Source organism: Citromicrobium bathyomarinum, assembly GCF_038594485.1.
In the GTDB taxonomy this organism is placed as follows: domain Bacteria; phylum Pseudomonadota; class Alphaproteobacteria; order Sphingomonadales; family Sphingomonadaceae; genus Alteriqipengyuania; species Alteriqipengyuania bathyomarina_A.
Window position 1 is genome coordinate 429,472 of the sequence record NZ_JBCFZG010000004.1, and the last position, 21,301, is coordinate 450,772.

At 64.8% G+C, this 21,301-nt stretch carries 25 protein-coding genes; 10 read left to right on the forward strand and 15 right to left on the reverse strand.

Annotation, left to right across the window (positions count from 1 at the left end):
• Nucleotides 1–8 precede the first annotated feature (8 nt).
• Entirely contained in the window at nucleotides 9–476 is a 468-nt protein-coding gene (locus tag AAG591_RS07785) for a cupin domain-containing protein (RefSeq protein ID WP_342530544.1), read from the reverse strand.
• A 29-nt stretch (nucleotides 477–505) separates the two neighbouring features.
• On the opposite strand from AAG591_RS07785, the gene dapE reads away from it, so the two are divergent.
• Both dapE and AAG591_RS07795 read left to right on the forward strand, forming a co-directional pair.
• Nucleotides 506–1,651 carry a succinyl-diaminopimelate desuccinylase gene (dapE, locus tag AAG591_RS07790; protein WP_342530545.1) on the forward strand — a complete coding sequence of 382 codons (1,146 nt, stop codon included), beginning with the start codon at nucleotides 506–508 and terminating at the stop codon, nucleotides 1,649–1,651.
• A 68-nt stretch (nucleotides 1,652–1,719) separates the two neighbouring features.
• Nucleotides 1,720–2,958: a dicarboxylate/amino acid:cation symporter gene (locus AAG591_RS07795; protein WP_342530548.1), complete on the forward strand. Its 1,239-nt coding sequence runs from the start codon at nucleotides 1,720–1,722 to the stop codon at nucleotides 2,956–2,958.
• A 99-nt stretch (nucleotides 2,959–3,057) separates the two neighbouring features.
• Here the strand turns inward: AAG591_RS07795 and AAG591_RS07800 are convergent, their stop codons facing one another.
• From AAG591_RS07800 to AAG591_RS07820, 5 genes are read right to left on the reverse strand one after another with little or no spacing between them, the layout of a single operon-like run.
• Nucleotides 3,058–3,480 carry a hypothetical protein gene (locus AAG591_RS07800; protein WP_342530549.1) on the reverse strand — a complete coding sequence of 141 codons (423 nt, stop codon included), beginning with the start codon at nucleotides 3,478–3,480 and terminating at the stop codon, nucleotides 3,058–3,060.
• Nucleotides 3,477–4,160, reverse strand: coding sequence for an endonuclease III (gene nth / locus AAG591_RS07805; protein WP_342530550.1), 684 nt, complete (start codon nucleotides 4,158–4,160; stop codon nucleotides 3,477–3,479). The genes AAG591_RS07800 and nth overlap by 4 nt, the downstream gene beginning before the upstream one ends.
• A 10-nt stretch (nucleotides 4,161–4,170) precedes the next feature.
• On the reverse strand, nucleotides 4,171–4,713 hold the full coding sequence (locus AAG591_RS07810; RefSeq protein ID WP_342530551.1) for a hypothetical protein: 543 nt from the start codon (nucleotides 4,711–4,713) through the stop codon (nucleotides 4,171–4,173).
• Entirely contained in the window at nucleotides 4,710–5,438 is a 729-nt protein-coding gene (gene dapB, locus AAG591_RS07815; RefSeq protein ID WP_342530552.1) for a 4-hydroxy-tetrahydrodipicolinate reductase, read from the reverse strand. The genes AAG591_RS07810 and dapB overlap by 4 nt, the downstream gene beginning before the upstream one ends.
• 2 nt (nucleotides 5,439–5,440) lie before the next feature.
• Nucleotides 5,441–6,487, reverse strand: coding sequence for a proline iminopeptidase-family hydrolase (locus AAG591_RS07820; RefSeq protein ID WP_342530554.1), 1,047 nt, complete (start codon nucleotides 6,485–6,487; stop codon nucleotides 5,441–5,443).
• An 83-nt stretch (nucleotides 6,488–6,570) separates the two neighbouring features.
• On the opposite strand from AAG591_RS07820, the gene AAG591_RS07825 reads away from it, so the two are divergent.
• On the forward strand, nucleotides 6,571–7,281 hold the full coding sequence (locus tag AAG591_RS07825; protein ID WP_342530555.1) for an NAD-dependent deacylase: 711 nt from the start codon (nucleotides 6,571–6,573) through the stop codon (nucleotides 7,279–7,281).
• Nucleotides 7,278–7,616 carry a GFA family protein gene (locus AAG591_RS07830; RefSeq protein ID WP_342530557.1) on the forward strand — a complete coding sequence of 113 codons (339 nt, stop codon included), beginning with the start codon at nucleotides 7,278–7,280 and terminating at the stop codon, nucleotides 7,614–7,616. The genes AAG591_RS07825 and AAG591_RS07830 overlap by 4 nt, the downstream gene beginning before the upstream one ends.
• On the opposite strand, the gene AAG591_RS07835 is transcribed toward AAG591_RS07830, so the two are convergent.
• The 5 genes from AAG591_RS07835 to mutM form a co-directional block, all read right to left on the reverse strand.
• Nucleotides 7,613–8,383 carry a HesA/MoeB/ThiF family protein gene (locus AAG591_RS07835; RefSeq protein ID WP_342530558.1) on the reverse strand — a complete coding sequence of 257 codons (771 nt, stop codon included), beginning with the start codon at nucleotides 8,381–8,383 and terminating at the stop codon, nucleotides 7,613–7,615. The two genes, AAG591_RS07830 and AAG591_RS07835, sit on opposite strands and share 4 nt — an antisense overlap.
• The gene (locus AAG591_RS07840) at nucleotides 8,380–8,814 is read right to left on the reverse strand and encodes a DUF983 domain-containing protein (protein WP_342530559.1); all 435 of its coding nucleotides are present in this window, start codon (nucleotides 8,812–8,814) and stop codon (nucleotides 8,380–8,382) included. The genes AAG591_RS07835 and AAG591_RS07840 overlap by 4 nt, the downstream gene beginning before the upstream one ends.
• Before the next feature lie 123 nt (nucleotides 8,815–8,937).
• Nucleotides 8,938–10,395 carry a chromosomal replication initiator protein DnaA gene (gene dnaA / locus AAG591_RS07845; protein WP_342530560.1) on the reverse strand — a complete coding sequence of 486 codons (1,458 nt, stop codon included), beginning with the start codon at nucleotides 10,393–10,395 and terminating at the stop codon, nucleotides 8,938–8,940.
• A 447-nt stretch (nucleotides 10,396–10,842) separates the two neighbouring features.
• Nucleotides 10,843–11,103: a 30S ribosomal protein S20 gene (gene rpsT, locus AAG591_RS07850; RefSeq protein WP_342530561.1), complete on the reverse strand. Its 261-nt coding sequence runs from the start codon at nucleotides 11,101–11,103 to the stop codon at nucleotides 10,843–10,845.
• 136 nt (nucleotides 11,104–11,239) lie between these two features.
• The gene (mutM, locus tag AAG591_RS07855) at nucleotides 11,240–12,055 is read right to left on the reverse strand and encodes a bifunctional DNA-formamidopyrimidine glycosylase/DNA-(apurinic or apyrimidinic site) lyase (RefSeq protein WP_342530562.1); all 816 of its coding nucleotides are present in this window, start codon (nucleotides 12,053–12,055) and stop codon (nucleotides 11,240–11,242) included.
• A 56-nt stretch (nucleotides 12,056–12,111) separates the two neighbouring features.
• Between mutM and AAG591_RS07860 the strand changes: the two genes are divergently transcribed.
• The 6 genes from AAG591_RS07860 to AAG591_RS07880 all read left to right on the forward strand — a co-directional run bounded on the left by AAG591_RS07860 (nucleotide 12,112) and on the right by AAG591_RS07880 (nucleotide 17,059).
• A complete protein-coding gene (locus tag AAG591_RS07860) occupies nucleotides 12,112–12,867 on the forward strand; it encodes a class I SAM-dependent methyltransferase (protein WP_342530563.1) in 756 nt (251 codons plus the stop codon).
• A 4-nt stretch (nucleotides 12,868–12,871) separates the two neighbouring features.
• The gene (ubiB, locus tag AAG591_RS07865; protein WP_342530564.1) at nucleotides 12,872–14,431 is read left to right on the forward strand and encodes a 2-polyprenylphenol 6-hydroxylase; all 1,560 of its coding nucleotides are present in this window, start codon (nucleotides 12,872–12,874) and stop codon (nucleotides 14,429–14,431) included.
• A complete protein-coding gene (gene coaBC / locus AAG591_RS07870) occupies nucleotides 14,431–15,699 on the forward strand; it encodes a bifunctional phosphopantothenoylcysteine decarboxylase/phosphopantothenate--cysteine ligase CoaBC (protein ID WP_342530565.1) in 1,269 nt (422 codons plus the stop codon). The genes ubiB and coaBC overlap by 1 nt, the downstream gene beginning before the upstream one ends.
• On the forward strand, nucleotides 15,692–16,150 hold the full coding sequence (dut, locus tag AAG591_RS07875) for a dUTP diphosphatase (RefSeq protein ID WP_342530566.1): 459 nt from the start codon (nucleotides 15,692–15,694) through the stop codon (nucleotides 16,148–16,150). The genes coaBC and dut overlap by 8 nt, the downstream gene beginning before the upstream one ends.
• Before the next feature lie 71 nt (nucleotides 16,151–16,221).
• A complete protein-coding gene (locus AAG591_RS15195; RefSeq protein WP_425341652.1) occupies nucleotides 16,222–16,530 on the forward strand; it encodes a PadR family transcriptional regulator in 309 nt (102 codons plus the stop codon).
• The gene (locus tag AAG591_RS07880; protein WP_342530567.1) at nucleotides 16,523–17,059 is read left to right on the forward strand and encodes a hypothetical protein; all 537 of its coding nucleotides are present in this window, start codon (nucleotides 16,523–16,525) and stop codon (nucleotides 17,057–17,059) included. Before AAG591_RS15195 ends, AAG591_RS07880 begins: the two co-directional genes overlap by 8 nt.
• Nucleotides 17,060–17,066: 7 nt before the next feature.
• On the opposite strand, the gene AAG591_RS07885 is transcribed toward AAG591_RS07880, so the two are convergent.
• The 4 genes from AAG591_RS07885 to secB form a co-directional block, all read right to left on the reverse strand.
• Nucleotides 17,067–17,732, reverse strand: a complete 666-nt coding sequence (locus tag AAG591_RS07885; protein ID WP_342530568.1) for a DUF4136 domain-containing protein — start codon at nucleotides 17,730–17,732, stop codon at nucleotides 17,067–17,069.
• 139 nt (nucleotides 17,733–17,871) lie between these two features.
• Nucleotides 17,872–18,888 (reverse strand): tryptophan--tRNA ligase, encoded by a 1,017-nt coding sequence (gene trpS / locus AAG591_RS07890; protein ID WP_342530569.1) that lies wholly within the window; start codon nucleotides 18,886–18,888, stop codon nucleotides 17,872–17,874.
• 200 nt (nucleotides 18,889–19,088) lie between these two features.
• On the reverse strand, nucleotides 19,089–20,687 hold the full coding sequence (gene murJ / locus AAG591_RS07895; RefSeq protein ID WP_342530570.1) for a murein biosynthesis integral membrane protein MurJ: 1,599 nt from the start codon (nucleotides 20,685–20,687) through the stop codon (nucleotides 19,089–19,091).
• 28 nt (nucleotides 20,688–20,715) lie between these two features.
• Nucleotides 20,716–21,237: a protein-export chaperone SecB gene (gene secB, locus AAG591_RS07900; protein WP_342530571.1), complete on the reverse strand. Its 522-nt coding sequence runs from the start codon at nucleotides 21,235–21,237 to the stop codon at nucleotides 20,716–20,718.
• Nucleotides 21,238–21,301 lie beyond the last annotated feature (64 nt).

A 21,301-nucleotide genomic window follows, 5' to 3' on the forward strand; every position in this document is an offset into this window, starting at 1 on the left:
GAGCCGCTTCAGGGCGTGCGTTTCGCCGCGTAGCGCGTACCGTCCTTGCGTGCGTAACCTTCGGCGTCGAACATCATGTCGATATCGGGGTATTCGCCCGAGTCGCGATCCTTCGGCCCGGCGCTGATCGCCACGAACACGCAATCGGCATCGCTGCGGTTCTGGAGGTGGTGCCCGTTCGCAACCCCTGCCGCCCATGCGACGACATCGCCGGGGCGCACGGTGGTCTCGCCCGTTTCCTCCACCAGCACCGCTTCGCCCGAGAGCATTACCAGCAGCTCGTCCTCCTCGCGGTGCCAGTGCCGCTGGCTCGACCATGCGCCCGGCTTCAGCGTGACATGGCTTGCGCCCATGCGCGTCAGCCCGGCAACGGGCGCGAGGCGGCGATACCAGCGACCTTGCACCTCCGCATCGAACGGCGGGGGGTAGCCGGTCGCGTTGGTCTGCGGGATAGCGTCGAGATCGAGCTTTGGCATGGTTGAGCACTCCTGCTAGCGCGCAAGGCATGACTGATGTTCTCGACCTCGCCAAGCGGCTTATCGCCGCACCCAGCGTCACCCCGGCGACAGGCGCGGTATTCGACGCGTTGCAGGCGATGCTGGAGCCGCTGGGCTTCACCGTGCACCGCTTCGTGCGCGGCAGCGGGCCTGCCGGGTCGGACGAGGCCCCGGTCGAGAACCTCTTCGCCATCCGCACGGGCACCGGCCCGAGACACATCGCCTTTGCCGGGCATCTCGACGTTGTCCCGCCGGGCGAGGGCTGGGCAAGCGGCGCGTTCGAACCTGAAATACGCCCGAGTCCTGGGGGCGACCTGCTCTACGGGCGCGGCGCGGTCGACATGAAGGGGGCGATCGCCTGCATGGTCGCCGCCGTGGCCGATGTGCCCGCCGATGCAGGGACGATCAGCTTCATCATCACCGGCGACGAGGAAGGGCCTGCGCTGCACGGCACCCGCGCGCTGATCGATTTCATGCGCGCCAACGACCACGCGCCAGACCTGTGCCTTGTCGGCGAGCCGACCAGCGTCAACCGACTGGGCGACATGATGAAGATCGGGCGGCGCGGCTCTGTGAACATGTGGCTCACCGCCAAGGGCACGCAGGGCCATGTCGCCTATCCGCACCTCGCCGACAACCCGATCCCGCGCCTCGTCGCCGCAATGGCCGAGCTGGATGCACTGGTCCTCGACGAAGGAACCGACTGGTTCCAGCCTAGTAATCTGGAGATCACCGATGTCGAGGTTGGCAATCCCGCGCATAATGTCATCCCGAGCGAAGCGCGCGCGCGGCTGTCGATCCGGTTCAACGATCTGCATTCGGGTGTCTCGCTGAGCGAAAAGGTTACCGCGATCTGCGCCCGCAATCAGGTCGACGTGCGGCCCGTGATCTCGGGCGAGCCCTTCCTGACCCCGCCGGGCGACTTTTCCGCGATGGTCAGCGCGGCGGTGGAGGCCGAGACGGGCATTGCCCCCGAACCCTCGACCAGCGGCGGCACCTCGGATGCGCGTTTCCTGCGTAGCGTTTGCCCGGTGATCGAATTCGGCCTGCTCAACGCTACGATGCACAAGCGCGACGAAGCGGTGGCGGTCGCGGACCTCGCCGTGCTCGCGCGCATCTATGCCCGAATCGCGCGCGCCGCTCTGGAGAGCTGAACGGGCAAGGCTTGCCGTCCCCTTCGCGTCACGGCACTAGGGTGGGCGAGGAATTCTAGGGGAAGTTCATGTTCAAGGCCTGGTTCGCCATTCCGTTGTGGCAGCGGGTGATTGCCGCGCTGGTGCTCGGCATCATCACCGGTCGCCTGTGGGGCCCGGACGCGGAGAGCATCAAGATCATCGGCGACGTCTTCATCGCCTTTATCAAGATGCTGGTCGTTCCGCTGATCTTCTTCAGTCTTGTCTCCGGCGTCGCGGCGATCGGCGATCTGCGCAAGCTCGGCGCCGTGGGCGGCCGCGCCATGCTGCTGTTCGTGGTCACCGGCCAGATCGCGGTGTGGCTGGGCCTGCTGCTCGGTACGGTGATCCAGCCGGGCATCGGGGTCGACACCGCCGGGCTCGATCTGGGGCCGACGCCAGCACCCAACGAGACGACCTGGCGCGAGATGATCCTCGGCATCGTCCCGCAAAGCCCCGTGCAGGTGATGGCGGATGTCAACGTGCTGCCGCTGATCGTCTTCTCGCTGCTGATCGGCATCGGCATCCTGATGGCGAAGGAAGAGGGATCGCCGGTCCAGAAGATCTTCGATTCGGGCGCGGTGGTGATGCAGAACGTCACCATGGTGGTGATGGAGCTGACCCCGTTCGGCGTCTTCGCACTGATGGCGTGGGTCGCGGGCACGCTGGGCTTCGATGCGTTGATCGCGCTCGGGAAGCTGGTCGGCCTCAACTACCTCGGCTGCCTGCTGATCATCTTCGTCATGTATTCGGCGATGATAAAGCTGATCGCGCGGTTGCCCGTGATCGGCTTCTTCCGCGGGATCGTGGACGCGATGGCGGTGAGCTATTCCACCGCCAGCTCCAACGCGACGCTGCCGGTGACGCTGCGCTGTGCGGAGCGCAACCTTGGCGTCTCGAACTCGGTCGCCAGCTTCGTGATCGCGCTGGGCGCCACGATCAACATGAACGGCACCGCGATGTATCTGGGCCTCGCGACGCTGTTCGGGGCGCAGGTGTTCGGGGTGGACCTGAGCTGGGGCCAGTACTTCCTGATCTCGATCCTCGCGACCCTGGGCGCGGTGGGCGCGGCGGGCATTCCCGGTGCGGGGCTGATCATGATGGCGCTGGTATTCGGCGCGGTCGGCGTGCCGCTGGAAACGATCGCCTTTGTCGCGGGCGTGGACCGGATCATGGACATGATGCGGACCACCACCAATGTCAGCGGAGACGCTGCTGTGGCGGTGACCGTGGCCAACATGACTGGCGAACTCGATCGCGAAGAACTGATCAGCGCGGACGACGTCTAGCGAAGAACTCAGCGACTGCGCGGGCGAGAAAGCACGGCGGATTGCCGTCGGCTTCTTGCTCGCCTTGGCTGCTATTGCTGCGGCGGGGGCCTCTAGCCGTTACTCGCCCATGATCATCGGCGCGTCGCTCACCTTATTGGCATATTCGACCGGCACGAAGTCGCCGAGCCCGCACGCAGGTCCGCGGTCGAAACCGCCGCTGTAATTATCCAGCTCGTAGACGATTTCCCCGCTGCACAGCGTGCCACCCTTGACCTCGTAGGTGATGGCATCGCCGTTGCGCAGTACCGGACAGCCGTTGGCGAGGTAGTTGCGGTACACCTTGCCGCCGGTAACGGTGAAATCGATTACGCCATCGCCGCGCACCTGAGTGTTCTGGATGCTCCCAGCAGAGAGGCACCCCTTGGCTTCTCCGATAACCTTCACGGCCGGTTCGACGGCGGCGACGGATTTGCTCGGTTCGTCGACCGGGGCGCACGAGACAAGGACGATGGCACTTGCGAATGCTGCTGCCTTTTTCATGATCCACTCTCCTTTGGGCTGGCCTTAACGCGTTGCGATTTGGGCGGTTCTAGCACCTTTTTGCGAAAACTGCACAAATCGACGAGCTCGCACCGCCAGCATTCGGGCGTGCGCGCCTTGCACACATAGCGGCCGTGCAGGATCAGCCAGTGGTGGGCGTGGAGGCGAAAGGGGCCGGGAACGCGCTTTTCCAGCTTCGCCTCGACCGCCTCGGGCGTCTTGCCCTTGGCGAGGCCGGTGCGGTTGCCGACGCGAAAGATATGCGTGTCGACCGCAAATGTCTCCTGCCCGAAAGCGCAGTTGAGCACGACATTGGCGGTCTTGCGGCCGACACCGGGCAGCGTGACGAGCTCTTCGCGCGTCTGCGGTACTTCGCCGCCATGCTCGTCCACCAGCAGGCGGGCCATCGCGATCACGTTCTTGGCCTTGGCGTTGAACAGGCCGATCGTCTTGATGTGCTGCTTCAAGCCATCCTCGCCCAGATCGAGCATCTGCCGCGGCGTCTCGACCTTGGCAAACAGCGCGCGTGTTGCCTTGTTGACGCCGACGTCGGTCGCCTGCGCACTCAGCGTCACCGCGACGAGCAGCTGGTAGGGATTGCCGTATTCCAGCTCGGTCTCGGGCGCGGGATTGCCCTCTGCCAGCCGGCGGAAGAATTCGAAGATCTGGTCGTTGGTCATCGGATCGCGCTCACCGCAGCCAACGGATCATGTTGGGGAACGAGGCCGTGCCCTGGGCAATCGCCGTCTGCATATCGGCGCACATACCGTAATAGCCGAGCATCGGTGCGCCGATGTAGTGTCCCATGGCGAAGGACTGGATCAGCTTGGCGCTGTCGTCGCGATAGCCGCCCGAGTGGAACAGGTGTTTGAGCGGCATGCCGACCTGGCGCGAGGCGGCGAAGGACCAGGCGATCGCCATCATCTCGTCGGTCGGGTCGGCCTCGATCGGGCCCAGCGTGGGGCGATCCGCGGGCGCGGCGGCGGCGATATGGCCGCCTTCGTGCAGCAGGTCGCTCGGCCAGATCGGGGTTTCGGGATCGACCAGCAGGCGTCCATCGATGATGGCGAGCCCGTCGAGCAGCTGCGGCTCGTCGCCCGCGCCGATCCAGTCGACCTCTATCCCGACCTCCTGGAGGAAAGCGAGGCAACGTGCGGCCGCCTCCGCACCGCCGCCTTCCTCGCGCCACAGGCACTTTTCGGCGGTCACGCCGGTGCTCGCCCGCCCGCTCATAGGCCGAGCACATCGTCCATCGAATAGCGCCCCGGCCCGCGCCCGATCAGCCATGCCGCAGCGGTCAGTGCGCCCCGTGCGAAGAGGGCGCGATCCTCGGCGACATGGCTCAGGACGATCCGTTCGTTCTCGCCTGCGAGGATCACCGAATGCTCCCCCGCAACCGTGCCGCCGCGCAAGGATGCAAACCCGATGGTGCCATCGCCGCGTTCCCCGGTGCGCCCGTCGCGGCCACGCTCGCTGTTTTCTGCCAAGTCGATCCCGCGCCCCTGCGCCGCCGCCTCGCCCAGCAGCAACGCGGTACCCGATGGAGCATCGACCTTCCTGCGGTGGTGCATCTCGACGATCTCGATATCCCAGCCCGCGTCCAGCTTGTCCGCCGCCTCGCGTACCAGCTTGGCGAGCATGGTCACGCCGAGCGAGGTGTTGCCCGTCTGGAGCACCGGGACCGCGCGCGCGGCGTTGTCGATCGCGGTGTGATGCTGCCCTTCCAGACCCGTGGTGCCGATCAGGATCGGGACTCCGGCCCCGACTGCGGCGTGCAAATTGGTGTGCAGCGCGCCGGGTGCGGAAAAGTCGATCAGCACATCGCTGCGGTCGGCCAGCCCGGCGACGTCTTCGCCCTTGTCCGCTCCGCCTGCCAAGGTGTGGTCGGCGGCTTCGATTGCGGCAGCGATCGCCCGCCCCATGCGCCCGTCGCGCCCGATGATCCCGATGGCCGCCATCCTCAGTCCTTCTTCGCCTGGTCGAGGAGGAATGCGGTGAGCCCGTCGAAATACGCCTGCTGATCGTCGTACATCGACATGTGGCTGCCATTGGTCGCCAGCAGCTGGCCGTTGGGAAGCTGCTCTGCCATCTTTGCCATATAGGCGGGGTCCATCGTGTCGTATTTACCCGAGATCACCAGCGTCGGCGCGTTTATTCCGGCAAGGTCGTCGAACCGGTCCCAGTCTTCCAGTCGACCGCTCGCGCCCATCTCGCTCGGCCCCTGCATCAGGACGTAGACGTGTTCGTTCATGTCGGCGAACGCACGGTTGACCGGGGCCGGCCACTCGCTGGCCGGTCGGCGCAGGATGTGCTGTTCGTAAAATTCCGGGACGAGAATGCCCATGTAATCGGGGTCGTCGGTGTGCCCGCTCGCCTCCAGCGCTTCCACGCGGGCGAGTTTCGCCGGGTCCATCTGCGGCTTCAACACAGCGTCAGCATAGGTGTTATACGCCGGGATCGAGGCCATCATGTTCGAGATGACCACGCACTTCACCTTGTCCGGGTGGGCGAGCGCGTATTCGATGGCGAGGATGCCTCCCCAGCTATGGCCGAGGATGCAGAAGTTCGATGCGTCGCCGCCGATTGCCTGGCGTACCTGATCGACCTCGTCGACGAAGCGTGGGATGGTCCACAGTGCGTCATTATCCGGGCGGTCGCTTCGGCCTGCGCCGAGCTGGTCGTAGTGGTAGTACTCGATGCCGGTCGCCGGGATGTAGCTGTCGAAGGCGGCGAAATAGTCGCTTGTCGCACCGGGCCCGCCGTGAAGCAGCAGGAGCTTCATCCCTGGATTATTCCCGATCCGTTTGATCCACACATTGTGCGGCCCGTCGGGGGTGGTGATCGGGACCAGCTGTTCCCCGCCTGACCACGCATCGGCGCGGCCCGAATTATCGAGATAGGCCGCCAGCGACTCTGCCGGCGTGGAAGCAGGATCTTCTGGAGCCTGGGCCGCCGCGCCACCACCCAGCAATACGGCTAGCGCCACGGCGATCGCGGTTTTCGTCATGGCCATACTCCCCGATCTCCTCCGATGCATTTTTTCGACCCGGGCGGTATCACGCAGGTCCGCTGCGGGCTAGATCGGCGATTGTGAAGCAGACAGGTAACATCGTTGTCCTGACCGGCGCAGGAATTTCCGCAGAGAGCGGCATCGACACGTTCCGCGATGCGGGCGGGTTGTGGGAGAAGCACCGGATCGAGGATGTCGCCACGCCAGAGGCGTTCGCGCGCAACTCCGCGCTGGTGCAGGGCTTCTACGATGCCCGCCGCGCGGCGCTCGATACGGTCGAGCCCAATGCGGCGCACGATGCGCTCGCGCGGCTCGATGCCCGATGGCCGGACGACGAAAAGCACAGCCTGTTGATCGTCACCCAAAATGTCGATGACCTGCACGAGCGCGCGGGAGCCCGGCGCGTCCTCCACATGCATGGCGAACTGCGCAGCGCGTTGTGCGGGCACTGCGGCGTGCGGACGCCGTGGCAAGGCGCGCTAGCCGATGCGCCGCCCTGCGAGGCGTGTGGCGCGCCCGCGCTGCGGCCGGACGTGGTCTGGTTCGGCGAGATGCCCTACCAGATGCCGCGCATCTACCAGGCGCTGGCGAAGGCCGACCTGTTCGTCTCGATCGGCACCAGCGGTGCGGTCTACCCCGCAGCAGGGTTCGTGCAGGAGGCTGCGGCCTACGGCGCGCGCACGCTCGAACTCAATCTGGAACGCAGCGAAGGCTCGCACTGGTTCGACGAATCGCGGCAGGGCAGGGCGGGCGAGCTGGTGCCCGCATGGGTGGAGGAGGTGCTGGGATGAGCGAACACCACGGAAGCTGTCACTGCGGCAAGATAAGGCTCACGCTGCGCGACGATCCGGTCGAGGCGGCCGAGTGCAATTGCTCGATCTGCCGCCGCACCGCAGGGCTGTGGCATTACCCGTCGCCGACGCTCGTCACGGTCGCAGGCGAGGCGACCGGCTACCAGCAGGGCGACCGCATGATCACCACCTGGCATTGCGGCACATGTGCCTGCACGACCCACTGGACCGCCGTCGATCCGGACTACGACCGGATGGGCGTGAATCTGCGGATGTTCGACCCTGGCCTGTGGGAGGGCCTGCCGCGCAAATTGGTCGACGGCGCGAGCTTTTAGGGTGCCCCGCACCCCTTGCACTCCGGGTCCTTCGCAATCCTGAAGCTGCGCGTCTCGGGAGTGAGGCCGTCGAGCAGGTGCAACTGCCCCCATTGCGGGTCGCCCAAGGTGCTCACTCCTGCCAGCAGTACGCGGATCGCCTGCATGGCCGCGAAGCTGCCGACCCAGCCGACCATCGCGCCCAGCACGCCGTCTTCGGCACAGGTGTCGCAATCTTCCGCGTCGAAAGCATCGCCGACGAAGCAGCGGTAGCAGGCGTGTTCCGGCAAGTGTCCCGCGAAGGCGCCGACCTGGCCCTGAAAGCGCCCGACCGCAGCCGATAGCAGCGGGATCCCCGCCGCCACGCAGGCATCGGACACCGCGAGCCGGGTAGCGAAATTGTCGGTCCCGTCGAGCACCAGATCGGCCCCGGCGATCAGCGCGCCCGCATTCTCCGGATCGATCCGGTCGTCGCGCACATCGGCGGAAATCGCGCCGTCGAAGTTCGCCAGCCAGCGGCGCGCGGCGACGGCCTTGGCATGGCCTATGTCGCGCGTGGTGTAGATCGTCTGGCGCTGGAGGTTGGAAAGCTCGACATCGCCCGAATCGATCAGCGTGAAACTGCCCACACCCGCGCCCGCGAGATACTGCAGCACCGGGCTGCCGATTCCGCCGAGCCCAACCAGCGCGACATGCTTGTCTGCCAATGCCGCCTGCCCCGCGCCGCCGACTTCGGGCAGCACGATGTGGCGGGCGAATCGTTCGAGGCGTTCGGGAGGCAGGGTCACTCGGGGTCCTGCCGGTCGGGTGCGGCAGATTGGCGTTCCTGCCGGAATGCCCCGATACCGTTCCACCACAGGAACGCGACGACCCCGCCTTTCACAGGCTGAAGCATCGCCAGCAGCATCGCCACGGCGACCGGCAGGATAATCGCTAGCGTCAGCCAGGCAGACATCCCGTAGGTGCCGATCATGGCGATCACGACCGGCGCGAGCAGGTGGCCGGTGACGATGATGCCGATATAGGCCGGAAAATCGTCGGCCTGCTGGATCGACCAGTCCTGCGCGCAATACGGGCAGCGATCGACCGGCTTGAGCCAGGCGCGAAACAGGCGCGCTCCATCGCATCGCGGGCATTTCCCGCGCAAACCGCGAAGCAGTGCCGCACCCATCGTTGCGGGAAGATCGGGCTGGAGACCGGGAGGGTGTGGATCGACCATCGACAAGCCTGTTGGCAGCGCGTGGACCGCCTGTCGACAACCCTGTTCACAGCCCTGTTGTAGGCCCTGTTCAAAGATTGTCGGCAGGCAGACGCACAAAGTGTCGATCGGTTGTGGGCGACATCAGCTTTCGAGCTGGCGCAACAGGCTACGCACGTCGCCATCCATATCGGCGTCGCGGGTGCGCAGGTCCTCGATCAGCTTGACCGCATGGATCACCGTCGAGTGGTCGCGCCCGCCGAACTTGCGCCCGATCTCGGGATAGCTGCGCGGAGTGAGCACCTTGGAGAGGTACATCGCGACCTGCCGCGGGCGGACTACCGCGCGGGTGCGGCGCTTGCTGCTCATCTCGCTGCGGTCGAGGCGATAGAACTGGCACACGGTGCGCTGGATCTCGTCGATCGTGATCCGGCGGCGATTGGCCGAGAGGATATCGGTCAGCTGTTCTTCGGCCAGTTGCAGCGAGACCGGTTGGCCGGTCAGCTGGGCATAGGCGATCAGCTTGTTGAGACCGCCGACCAGCTCGCGCACATTGCGGGTGATCGTGCGCGCGAGGAAATCGATCACGTCGTCGGGCACGCTGAGCGGTGCAAAACGGGTCAGCTTCGATTCGAGAATCGCGCGGCGCAGCTCCAGATCGGCGGGCTGGATGTCCGCGACCAGACCCATCGAAAGGCGGCTGAGCAGGCGGGGTTCGACCGAATCGAGCGCCTGCGGGGCGCGGTCGGCGGCGAACACCAGTCGCTTGCCCTCCGACAGCAGGTGATCGATCGTGTAGAGCAGTTCTTCCTGCGCGCTCGCCTTGCCGATGATGAACTGCAGGTCGTCGACCAGCAGCAGGTCGAAGCCGCGAAGCCGCGTCTTGAATTCGATCATGCGGTTCTGCTTCAGCGCCTGGACGAACTCGACCATGAACCGCTCGGCAGAGCAGTAGAAGATGCGCGCACGCGGGTGCTGGCCGAGGAACTGGTGGCCGATCGCGTGCAGCAGGTGGGTCTTACCCTGTCCGGTTGCCGCCTTGATGTAGAGCGGCGAGAATTGCGGCTTGTCGGTCGCTGCCATGCGCTGCGCGGCGTTGCGGGCGAGCACGTTGGCATCGCCGGTGACGAAGGCGGCAAAGGTCAGCGAAGCGTCGAGCCCGACCGAGCTGAAGCCCGGATCGCCGAACCCGCCATCCGAAACCACGCGCAGATCGGGGCCGTCGCTGGAAGCGCCGCGCGAATCGCCAAGCGCGATGTCGGCCATGCGCTTGCGGCTCGGATGAACTTCGATCGCGACTTTCCTGATCTCGGACCGCATGATCTTCCACGCGAGCGAGAGACGATCGGCAAAGTGCTTGCGAACCCATTCGGCGGCAAATTCGGAGGGGAGGTAGAGCGCCAGGGTGCCCGTGTCGGCATCGAAATCGCCCAGCTGCACCGGCTTGATCCACTGGCTGTGAAGCTGGTGCCCCAGGTCCTTTCGCAGACCGGCGCTGATATCGTCCCAGTCGGCGGCCAGCGCCACGCGCTCCATATCGTCTTCGTTCTCGCGCTTGGCGGACTTGCGCGCCGCCCCTGTGGTGTCCGGGATTCTTGCCATGATCTGCTAATACGCCTCCGCTTCCGGAAGCGCCGCTGCGCGACCGGACTTTCCCCTTCAAGAACGATGAGTACAGTCGGCCCGTCACCGCAAACGCGATCATCGCGTGCGAGTTGAACATGGCCCCCATCGGCTGTCTGCAATTTAGATCCGGGAGAGTCCCTTCCCCCGGCGGTGACGATCAATAAGCAGGTCTGTGACAGAGTCGGCAAGCCGTAAAATCGTAGCAGAACTGAAATAAACCATGTTGACTCTGCGCGGGCCCGCAGGCCCCCGTTTAACTGTCTGTAAACGCTGAATTTTAGCTATCTACGGCGCTCGAATCGGCGGGTTTCCTTGCTCGAATCGCAAGCCGCATCGGTGGGTTGCAACGCGCAACGAAAAAGGGGCCGCCGCATGGTGCGACGGCCCCGGCAATGCGGTGTAGCTACCTGCTGAAAAACAGGATTAGAGAGCGGCGACCCGCTTGGAAAGGCGGCTCATCTTGCGCGACGCGGTGTTCTTGTGAAGAACGCCGCGGGCGACGCCACGGGCCAGTTCGGGCTGCGCGGCGCGCAGCGCGTTCTGTGCGGTTTCCTTGTCGCCGCCTTCGATCGCCTGCTCGACCTTCTTCACGAAGGTGCGAATGCGGCTCATGCGCGAACCGTTGATTTCGGCGCGGCGCGCGTTGCGACGGATGCGTTTGCGGGCTTGCGGCGTATTGGCCATGGTCGTCCTTGTCTCGGGCCGCGAAGCGCGCGGCCAACTGCTCTAAAAATCAATGCCTGAAAGCGGCGATTGTTCGCCGTGAAGGGCGCGCACATAGGGCCCGGTGCCCGGCTCGTCAAGAAAATTGGCGGAACGCCTACCTCTGGCAGACCGGGCAATACCAGGTGCTGCGCCCGCCCTGCTCGATTCGCGCAATTGTGCCGCCATCCGCGCGGCTGCACGTTTCGCCCGTGCGGCCATACACCTCGAACCGGGTTGCGAAATAGCCCAGCTCTCCATCGGGCCGGACATAGTCGCGTAAGCTCGACCCGCCATCGCGGATCGACTGCTCCAGCACCTCGCGAATCGCGACAATCAGCCGTTCCAGCGCTGCGAGAGAGATCCGGCCACCGGCACGGCGCGGGCTGATCCGCGCGCGCCACAAGGCCTCGCACACGTAGATATTGCCAAGCCCTGCAACGATTCGCGGGTCGAGCAGCAGCAGCTTGATCGCCTGCTTTCGCCCGGCCAGCGCGGCCTTGAGATAGCGCGCTGTCAGATCGGGCCCTAGCGGTTCGGGCCCCATGCTGACGAAGCTTGGCCACAAATCGAGCGCTTGGGTGTCGACCAGATCGACCCAGCCGAACCGGCGCGGGTCGTTGAGCGCGAAGCGATTCGTTTCGGTTTCGATCGTCAGGTGATCGTGCCGGTCGGGCGATTCGGGATCGATCCGCCAGCGCCCGCTCATGCCCAGATGGAAGATCAGCGTCTGGTCGCGGTCCGTGTGGATCAGCCCGAACTTCGCGCGTCGGCCAAGCCCGGTCACCCGCGCGCCGACCAGCGCCTGGCCAAGCCCTTCGGGGAACGGACGGCGCATGTCGGGCCGCGCGATGCGGATGCCGGTGAGGATGCGATTTTCGAGATGCAGGGCGAGTCCGCGCACGGTGGTCTCGACCTCGGGTAATTCGGGCATGAATGTGCGGCTATCAGCCTTTGCGCCTCCGGCAAATCCTCCTAAGGCCCAAACCCATGAGCGATCCTGCACGAAGCCCCTCGGGCGAAACCGTTTCCTTCGGCTACGAAGATGTCGATCCGACCGAGAAGACCGCCCGCGTGGGCGCGGTGTTCTCCAGTGTCGCGAGCAAGTACGACATCATGAACGATGCGATGTCGGGCGGGATGCACCGCCTGTGGAAGGATCGCTTCGTGCGCCGGGTCAAGCCGCAACCGGGCGAGTCGATCCTCGACATGGCGGGCGGCACGGGCGACATCGCGTTCCGGATGGCCGATTGCGGCGCGGACGTGATCGTGTCCGACATCAACCAGGATATGCTCGACGTGGGTGTCGAGCGGGCGATGGAGCGCGGGATCGACGGCCTCGTCTGGTCGTGCCAGAACGCCGAGGAGCTGACCTTCACCGACAGGCAGTTCGATGCCTACACCATCGTGTTCGGCATCCGGAACGTGACCCACATCGACAAGGCGCTGGCCGAGGCGCATCGGGTGCTCAAACATGGCGGGCGGTTCTACTGCATGGAGTTCTCCAGCACCGACTGGCCCGGTTTCAAGGAAGTCTACGACCTCTACTCGCACAGGTTGATGCCGCTGATGGGCAAGCTGATCGCCAACGACGAGGAGAGCTATCGCTACCTCGCCGAATCGATCCGTCGCTTTCCGCGTCCGGCGGAGTTCGAGGCGATGATCAAGGCGGCTGGCTTTACGCAGACCCGGGTCGAAACGATCCTCGGCGGGGCGGTTAACATCCATTCGGGCTGGAAAATCTGATCCGGTGACACGCCCCTCAACGCATATCTGGCGCCTCCTCAAGTGGGGGCGGACTGCTGCACGGCACGGCGCGCTGCGCGGGATCGAGAACGATCCGAACACGCCCGGCCCGGTCAAACGGCTGGTGAAGCTGGCGCGGTTCGGTACCCGCCAGCCGCCTGCGCCGGACTACGCGGGTGCGTTCCGTGCGATCGGTCCGGCGGCGATCAAACTGGGCCAGACTCTCGCCACCCGCCCCGATCTGGTCGGTGACGAGGCGGCGCTGAACCTGCTGAGCCTGCAGGACAACCTGCCGCCGGTTCCGTTTGACCGACTGCGCCCGGTGATCGAATCGACCTTCGTCCAGCCGATCGATACGATGTTCGAATATATCGACCCGAACCCGGTGGGGGCCGCGTCGATCGCACAGGTTCACCGCGCGGTGACGACCGACGGGCGGCAGGTCGCGGTCAAGATGCTGCGCCCCGGCATTCGCGAACAGTTCGCGCACGACATCGCGACCTATGAATGGGCCGCCGCGCATGTCGAAGCGATGGGCGGCGAGGCGGCCCGGCTGCGCCCTGCGCTGACCATCGCCAACTTCAAGCGCTGGACCAATTCCGAACTCGACCTGCGACGCGAAGCTGCAGCGGCGAGTGAGCTGGCCGAGGCGATGAAGGGTTTCCAGGGATACCGCATCCCGGCGATCGACTGGGACCGCACGAATGGCCGCGTGCTGACGATCGAATGGATTGATGGCATCAAGATGAGCGATCGTGACGGGCTGATCGAGGCGGGGCACGATCTGGAGCAGCTGGCCGAACGGCTGGTGCTCGCCTTCCTCACTCAGGCGATCAGCTACGGCTATTTCCATGCTGACATGCATCAGGGGAACCTGTTCGTGGAGCCCGATGGCACCATCGCGGCGATCGATTTCGGCATCATGGGCCGGATCGACCGGCGCGCGCGGCAATGGCTCGCGGAAATCCTCTACGGGCTCACGACCGGCAATTATCGCCGCGTCGCGGAAATCCATTTCGAGGCGCAATACGTGCCCAGCTACCATTCGGTCGGCGAGTTCGCGACGGCGCTGCGCGCGGTGGGCGAGCCGATGCGCGGCAAGCCGGTGAGCGAGCTGAGCGTGGGCCAGATGCTCGATGGATTGTTCGCAATCACCCGCGACTTCGACATGCAGACGCAGCCGCACCTTTTGTTGCTGCAAAAGACGATGGTGATGGTCGAAGGGATCGCGACCCAGCTGAACCCCAAGATCAACATGTGGGATGTCTCCGCACCCTTCGTGCGCAGCTGGATTCGCGACGAGCTGGGGCCCGAAGCCGCGATCGCCAATCGCCTGCGCGAGGATTTCGACACGATCCAGCGCATCCCCGCGCTGATCCGGCGTCTGGAAGAGCAGTACCCGCCGCGCGGCGGTGCGCCCGACCCACCCCCGGTCCCCGAGATCGAGCTGATGTGGGAGCGCAGGGAGCGTAAACCCGGCCCCGATCGCTTCGCGCAGCTCGCGCTGCTGCTCGCCGGGGCGGGCGCAATGGCGGCGCTGTTCGCATTCGGAGTGATCGGCTGATGGAAAGCGCGGCAGGCCTCAAGATCCTGCTGATTATCGGTGGCGGGATTGCGGCGTACAAATCGTGCGAGCTGGTCCGCCTGATCCGCAAGAACGGTGGCGATGTCACCTGCGTGCTGACCGAGGGGGGATCGCATTTCGTGACCCCGATGACGCTCGCCGCACTCAGCGAGAACCCCGTCCACCAGACCCTGTGGGACCTCAGGAACGAGGTCGAGATGGGGCATATCCAGCTCAGCCGCGAGGCGGACCTGATCGTGGTCTGCCCGGCGACCGCCAACATGCTCGCCAAGATGGCGGCGGGCATTGCGGACGACCTGGCGACTACCCTGCTGCTCGCCACCGACACACCGGTGATGGCGGTGCCCGCGATGAACGTGCGCATGTGGAGCCACGCCGCGACGCAGGCCAACGTCGCCACGCTGCGCGATGCGGGCGTGATGGTGCTCCAGCCCGACGAAGGCCCGATGGCTTGCGGCGAATACGGCGCGGGCCGCCTGCCGGAACCCGACGCGATCTGGGATGCGATAACCCGGTGGGCGGGCGGCGGTGCAGGTATGGCCCCTCGGCTCGCATCGGCGATGCAGGACGGTGACCGGTCGGGCCCGTTAGAGGGACGCCACGTGCTCGTCACCGCAGGGCCGACCCATGAGCCGATCGATCCGGTGCGCTACATCGCCAACCGGTCGAGCGGGAAGCAGGGCTTTGCGATTGCCGCCGCCGCTGCTGCTGCCGGTGCGCGGGTCACGCTGGTCGCGGGCCCGGTCCAGCTAGAAACGCCTCCGGGCGTTACACGGATCGACGTGCAGACCGCGCGCGACATGGCAAATGCAGTGCGCGATGCGCTGCCTGCCGATGTCGCCGTGATGACCGCTGCGGTCGCCGATTGGCGGGCGAGCGATGTCATGGACCAGAAGCTCAAGAAGCGTTCGTCGGCACCCCCGGCGCTGCGGCTGGAGGAGAACCCCGATATTCTCGTATCGCTCGGCAGTTCCGATAAGCGCCCTGCGCTGTTGATCGGCTTCGCGGCGGAGACCGAGAACGTGGTCGAGAATGCCAGGGCCAAGCGCGAGCGCAAGCGGGCAGACTGGATCGTTGCCAACGACGTTTCCGGCGGCGTCGGAAAGAGCGTGATGGGCGGCGCAGACAACCGCGTGCATCTCGTCACCGAAAGCGGGGTCGAGGACTGGCCCGAGATGCCGAAGGATCGAGTCGCGGCGCGGCTGGTCGAACGGATCGCCGCAGCGCTGGAGGATAGGAATGACTGATACGGTGGGCGTGGCGATCAAGCGGCTGGAACATGGCGAGGGCTTGCCGCTGCCCGTCTACGCAACCGATGGCGCGGCCGGGATGGATGTGTGCGCGGCCGAGGACGTCGAGCTGGCTCCCGGTGCGCGCCATGCCGTGGCGACGGGTTTCGCGGTCGCGATCCCGGATGGCTACGAAATCCAGGTGCGCCCGCGCTCCGGCCTCGCCTTCAAGCATGGGATCACCGTGCCCAATACCCCCGGCACGATCGATTCGGATTATCGGGGCGAGCTGAAAGTGCTGCTGATCAATCACGGGAGCGAGAGCTTTCCGGTCCACCGGGGCGACCGGATCGGGCAGCTGGTATTGGCGCCCGTCACCCGCGCGGCCTTCACCGAGGTGGATGATTTGGATGAGACCGAGCGCGGCAGCGGCGGGTTCGGGTCGACCGGCGGACACGCAAAGCTTTAGGGTGTGAACGCCACTTGCCAATGAGTCTTACAAAGTGTAAGAGTTGGTTATGGACATTGGCAGGTAATATGATGGATTTTCCAAGAATCTCGAAAACCGAATTCGCTATTCTCGGCCTGTTGCGAGATGGGCAAGAGCGTTTTGGCCTTGAGATGGTCAACGAAAGTGACGGCAGGATTAAGCGAGGCACCATATATGTGACCTTGGGACGGATGGGGGAGAAGGGCCTCGTCGACTCACGGCAGGAGGAGAGGCCATCACAGCCGGGCCTTCCACGAAGGATGTATAAGATCAGCGCTGCAGGGAGTCGGGCGTTCGATGCATTAGAACTCGTCGCAAGCGGCGGATTCGGCACGCGAGGGAACCTAAGTTATGGCTGACGATCCGAAGCAAAGCAGGGACCCCGAAGAAATTTTGTCGGTGAGGTCTTCCACGTCCTACACTGGTCTCGATTTTGTTCGCGAGCTCCGTGACATGGACGAAGTTAGATATCGGAGAGTCATCTTCCGAACCCAAAAACGCGTCGATGAGATGTTCGACGAACAATTTCTGGGCAACTCTCTTTGGATGTTGGTCGGCGGGATATGCAAAGCCTATTTTCGGCTATGTATTTCTTCCATTCATATGCTGCGGATTTTGGGGAGGCCTAAACTCTTTCGGAGGCCGCCGGGTTCAATTTCAGAGAGCATTCTGCGTTTTGTCTTCCCCAAAAAGGCATTCCGTGAGGTGTTTGCACAAGCCATTGCCGATATGCGCGACGAATATATCGACGCGCTCGCGTTGCATAGGAAATGGCACGCTCGCTGGATAAATGTACGTGGACACCTAGGACTGGCATTAACCGTGGCGGCTTATCTAGCCACCACGGTTGGTAAAAAGGTCGTCCAAATCTGGAAGCTTGGAAGTTAGACGCAAATTATCGATCTTCGGGCTTGATCGAAATCCGCACGGTTTCGCCCGAGTTGCCGGGGAAGCCGGTGAACATCGCATCGACCAGGTTGGGCACCAGGTATTGCAGGTGATTGCTGCGCGACATGGCTTCCGCCGTGCCTTCGAACACGCGCTCCCCGGTCCGGCGATCGTCGATCTTCAGGTCGATATCGCTGGTATAGACCGTGTAGCTGCGGACGTCCGAATCGCTGAACCACGGATCGTAGAAGCCGTAACCCCAGTCGCGGTTGCGCACCGCGATCACCCGCCCGTCGCGCGTGCGATACAGCGTCGGGCGATACCGGTACCACGGATCGTAGAACGGATCGCGGAAGCCGGTGCTGACCACGCGTTCGCGCCCGTTATCGACATTGTAGTCGAAGCTGACCAGTAGGTCGGCAGTGTCGGGATTGCCGGGCACGTAGCCGACTTCGGACATCTTCTGCGCGACGAGATCGGCATAGTGGCCGAATTCGATTCCGCCCGCCAGATTCGGATCGTCCGCCACGACGGCGAAGGTCTGGCCCTGCGGTGCAGGCAGCTGCGCCTGGAAGCGCGAGACATCGGCCTGGAAGCCGGTGGTGCAGGCGGCGACACCGCCGCCGAGCAAGCCCAGCGCGCCCAAGGCTGCGAGAAATTTGCGTTTTTTCATAGTTTCGCCCCTTGCGAAGGGGATGCGCCCGGTTGGGGGTGCTCCCCGATCCATCAGACCTGAACTACTATAACAATCCGCCTGAACCACCCTTTAACTAACTGAGGTCCTTTCGGTTTCCGCTGACAGCACAGGCAGATTACCCGCGCACCAGACCCAGCGCATCATAGGTCGCGGCAAGCGTTGGCACGGCCCGCTCTCGCGCCAGCGCCGCGCCGCGTGCCAGAATGGCGTCGAGCGCTTCGCGATCGCCAACCAGTTCGCGAAATCGCGAGGAGATCGGCGCAAGGGTCTCGACCATCAACTCTCCCAGCGCAGGCTTGAACGCGCCGAAACCTTGTCCGCCAAAGGTGGCGAGCACCTCTTCGGCAGACTGGCCCGCAAGTGCGGCGTAGATCGTCACGAGGTTGAGCGCCTCGGGGCGGTCTTCCAGACCCGCGACTTCGGAGGGGAGGGCGTCCGGGTCCGACTTCGCCTTCTTGACCTTCTTCATGATCGTGTCGGCATCGTCGGCCAGTTCGATCCGGCTCATTTCGGAAGGATCGGACTTGCTCATCTTCTTCGACCCGTCGCGCAGAGACATGATCCGTGCGGCCTGCGGCGGGATGTAAGGATCGGGCAGGGTGAACAGCGGCGCGTCTTCGGTGCAGAAGTCGTTATTGAACTTCTGCGCGATGTCGCGCGCCAACTCCAGATGCTGCTTCTGGTCCTCGCCCACCGGAACGTGGGTGGTCTGGTACAGCAGCACGTCGGCGGCTTGGAGGACCGGGTAGGAAAACAGCGCGACAGAGGCACCTTCGCGGTTCTTGCCCGCCTTGTCCTTCCACTGCGTCATCCGGTTCAACCAGCCCATCCGTGCCGTGCCGGTGAGCAGCCATTGCAGTTCGGCGTGCTGGGGCACCTGTGCCTGGTTGAACAGGATGGAGCGCGTCGGATCGATCCCGCAGGCGATCAGCGCAGCCGCCATCTCGAGCGTCCCCTTGCGTAGTTCCGCCGGGTCGTGCGGCATGGAGATCGCGTGCATGTCGGCGAGGAAGAACAGGCATTCGCTGTCTTGGTCCAGATCGTCCTGCATCCGCACCCAGTTGCGGATGGCGCCGAGATAGTTGCCGAGGTGAAGGTTGCCGGTGGGCTGAACGCCCGAAACGATGCGCATGGCTATAGCTCTTTTTTAAAAATCGAACGGAAATGAGGCGTGGTGCCGGGTCGCCCCGACAGGTCAGGTCAGGCGTGCGCTAGCCATCGCCAGGCCGCCCGCCCGCCGATCGCGAAGCGGCGCGGGGCCGCAGTGCTGGGGGCATGGTGTCCGTTCATCGCCACGAGCATTATCACACCCGGCCTATTCGGCAAGATCGCCTATTCCGAAAGATCGACCGGCTTCTTGGGGGGCTTGCGGCGCAATTGCCCGATCAGGTCCTTGTCGAGCGCGCCGAGCAGGAACGCCGATACGAAGAACACGATCGCCCCGGCAAGCGTGATCGCCAAGAGCGACCAGACGCGTTCGAAGGCGTGGCCGGTCCAGTACGGCATCAGCGCGGGCGTCAGGTACCAGAGCATCGCGCCCATGATCGCGGTCGCCACGATCTGCCGGGCGATCCGGCTCGCCAGCTTGGCGGTGATGCGGAACCAGCCGCGCAGTTGCAGGATGATGCACAGGGTAATGACGTTGAGCGAGGCGCTGATCGCGGTCGCCGCTGCCAGCCCGACGATGCCGTAACGCGGCACGACATAGAAATTGAGCGCAATGTTGAATACCAGCGCGCCCGCCGCGACGAACACCGGCGTGCGGGTATCCTCGCGGCTGAAGAAGGCGGGCTGGAACACCTTGATCAGCACGTAGGCCGGCAACCCCGCGACCAGCGCGATCACGATCTGGCCCATCAGCGTGGTGTCCGCCAACGTCATCTTGCCGCCCTGGAACAGCCCGGTCGAAAAGGCCTCGGCGCAGATCGACAGCGCCACCGCGCACGGCAGCGTCAGCAGCGTGCCGATCTCGACCGCGTTCGCCTGCAGCCGCTGCGCTTCGCTGCGGTTGTCGCTCTGGATATGGCGCGCGAGCATTGGCAGGATCGCGGTGCCCAGCGCGATCCCGAAAATACCAAGCGGCATCTGGTTGAGCCGGTCGGCGAATTTGAGCAGCGTGAGCGAGCCCTGCGGCAGGCTGGTTGCGAAGAACGTGTCGACCAGCTGGCTGATCTGGTAGATGCCTGCGCCGAAGGTGGCGGGCAGGATCAGCACGCCGAGCCGCTTCACCTCGGGCGTAATGCGCGGGGTGGTGACCTTCAGCTTCACGCCCGCGCGGCGCATCGACCACCACATATAGGCGAGCTGGAACACGCCCGCCGTCGCCAGCCCGATCGCCAGTGCGTAGGCGACCGATACATCGCCGCCGCCGATCCGGTCGCGCCACGCCGCGCCCGACAGGATCGCCGCGATCAGCACGATATTGAGCAGCACGGGCACGAATGCCCCCGGCGCGAACTTCGACCGCGCATTGAGCACGCCCGAGAGCATGGCGACCAGGCTGACCAGCGCGAGATAGGGGAAGGTAATCCGCGACAGCGTTACCGCCAGATCGAACTTGCCCGGCACGTCCTGATATTCGCGCGCCAGCGCCCAGACGATGCCGGGCATGGCGATCATGCACAGCGCGGAGAACGCCAGCAGCACCCAAACGAAGATCGACAGGACATCGGTCGCGAATTCGTCGGCGGAGACGTCGTCGTCGCCGGTTGCGCCCAGCTTGCGCGTGTACATCGGCACGAAGGCGACGCTGAACGCGCCTTCTGCAAACAGCCGCCGGAACGTATTGGGCAGGGTGAAGGCGAGCTGCCACGCGTCCGCCGCCAGCCCCGCGCCCAGTGCGCGCGAGAGCAGCATGTCGCGGACGAAGCCGAACACGCGGCTGACCGCAGTCAGCCCGCCGATCGTCCCTACGTTTTTGACCAGGCTCATTGCCCGGGGCTCCCTGCGGGATGCCGGATCAGGCTTCGCCGCCCTGCTGGGCGCCTGCGGCCTCTTCCTGCGCCTTCTGCTGGAGGCGCTGCATGTACAGGCCGTTGAAGTCGATCGGGTCGACCATCAGCGGCTGGTAGCCGAGGTCGCGGGTCGCGTCGGCAATCACGCGGCGCGCGAAGGGGAACAGGATGCGCGGCGCTTCTGCGAACAGGAACATGTGCGCCTGGTCGTCGGGTAGGTTGCGGATGCCGACGAGCCCGGCGTAGACCAGCTCGATCATGTAGACCGCGCCGCTTTCGCAGGTCGCGTTCGCGTTGATCTTGAGCTCGACCTCGCTAACTTCATCGCTCACCGGGTTCATGCCGATGTTGAACTGCAGATCGATGCTGGGCGCGTCCTGCCACTGGAAGCTGGCCGGCGCGTTCGGATTCTCGACCGAAAGATCCTTGATATACTGCGCGATGAAACCCGCAGTCGGGCGGTTGTCCGCACCATTGCCGGTATACTGGTTGTCGAGATCGGTCAGAACGTCGCCTTCGTCGGCCATGAAAGTTTCTCTGGTCTGCAAGGTTGTAGGGCCGGACCGCCCGTCGTGCGGGGGCCCGGATGGA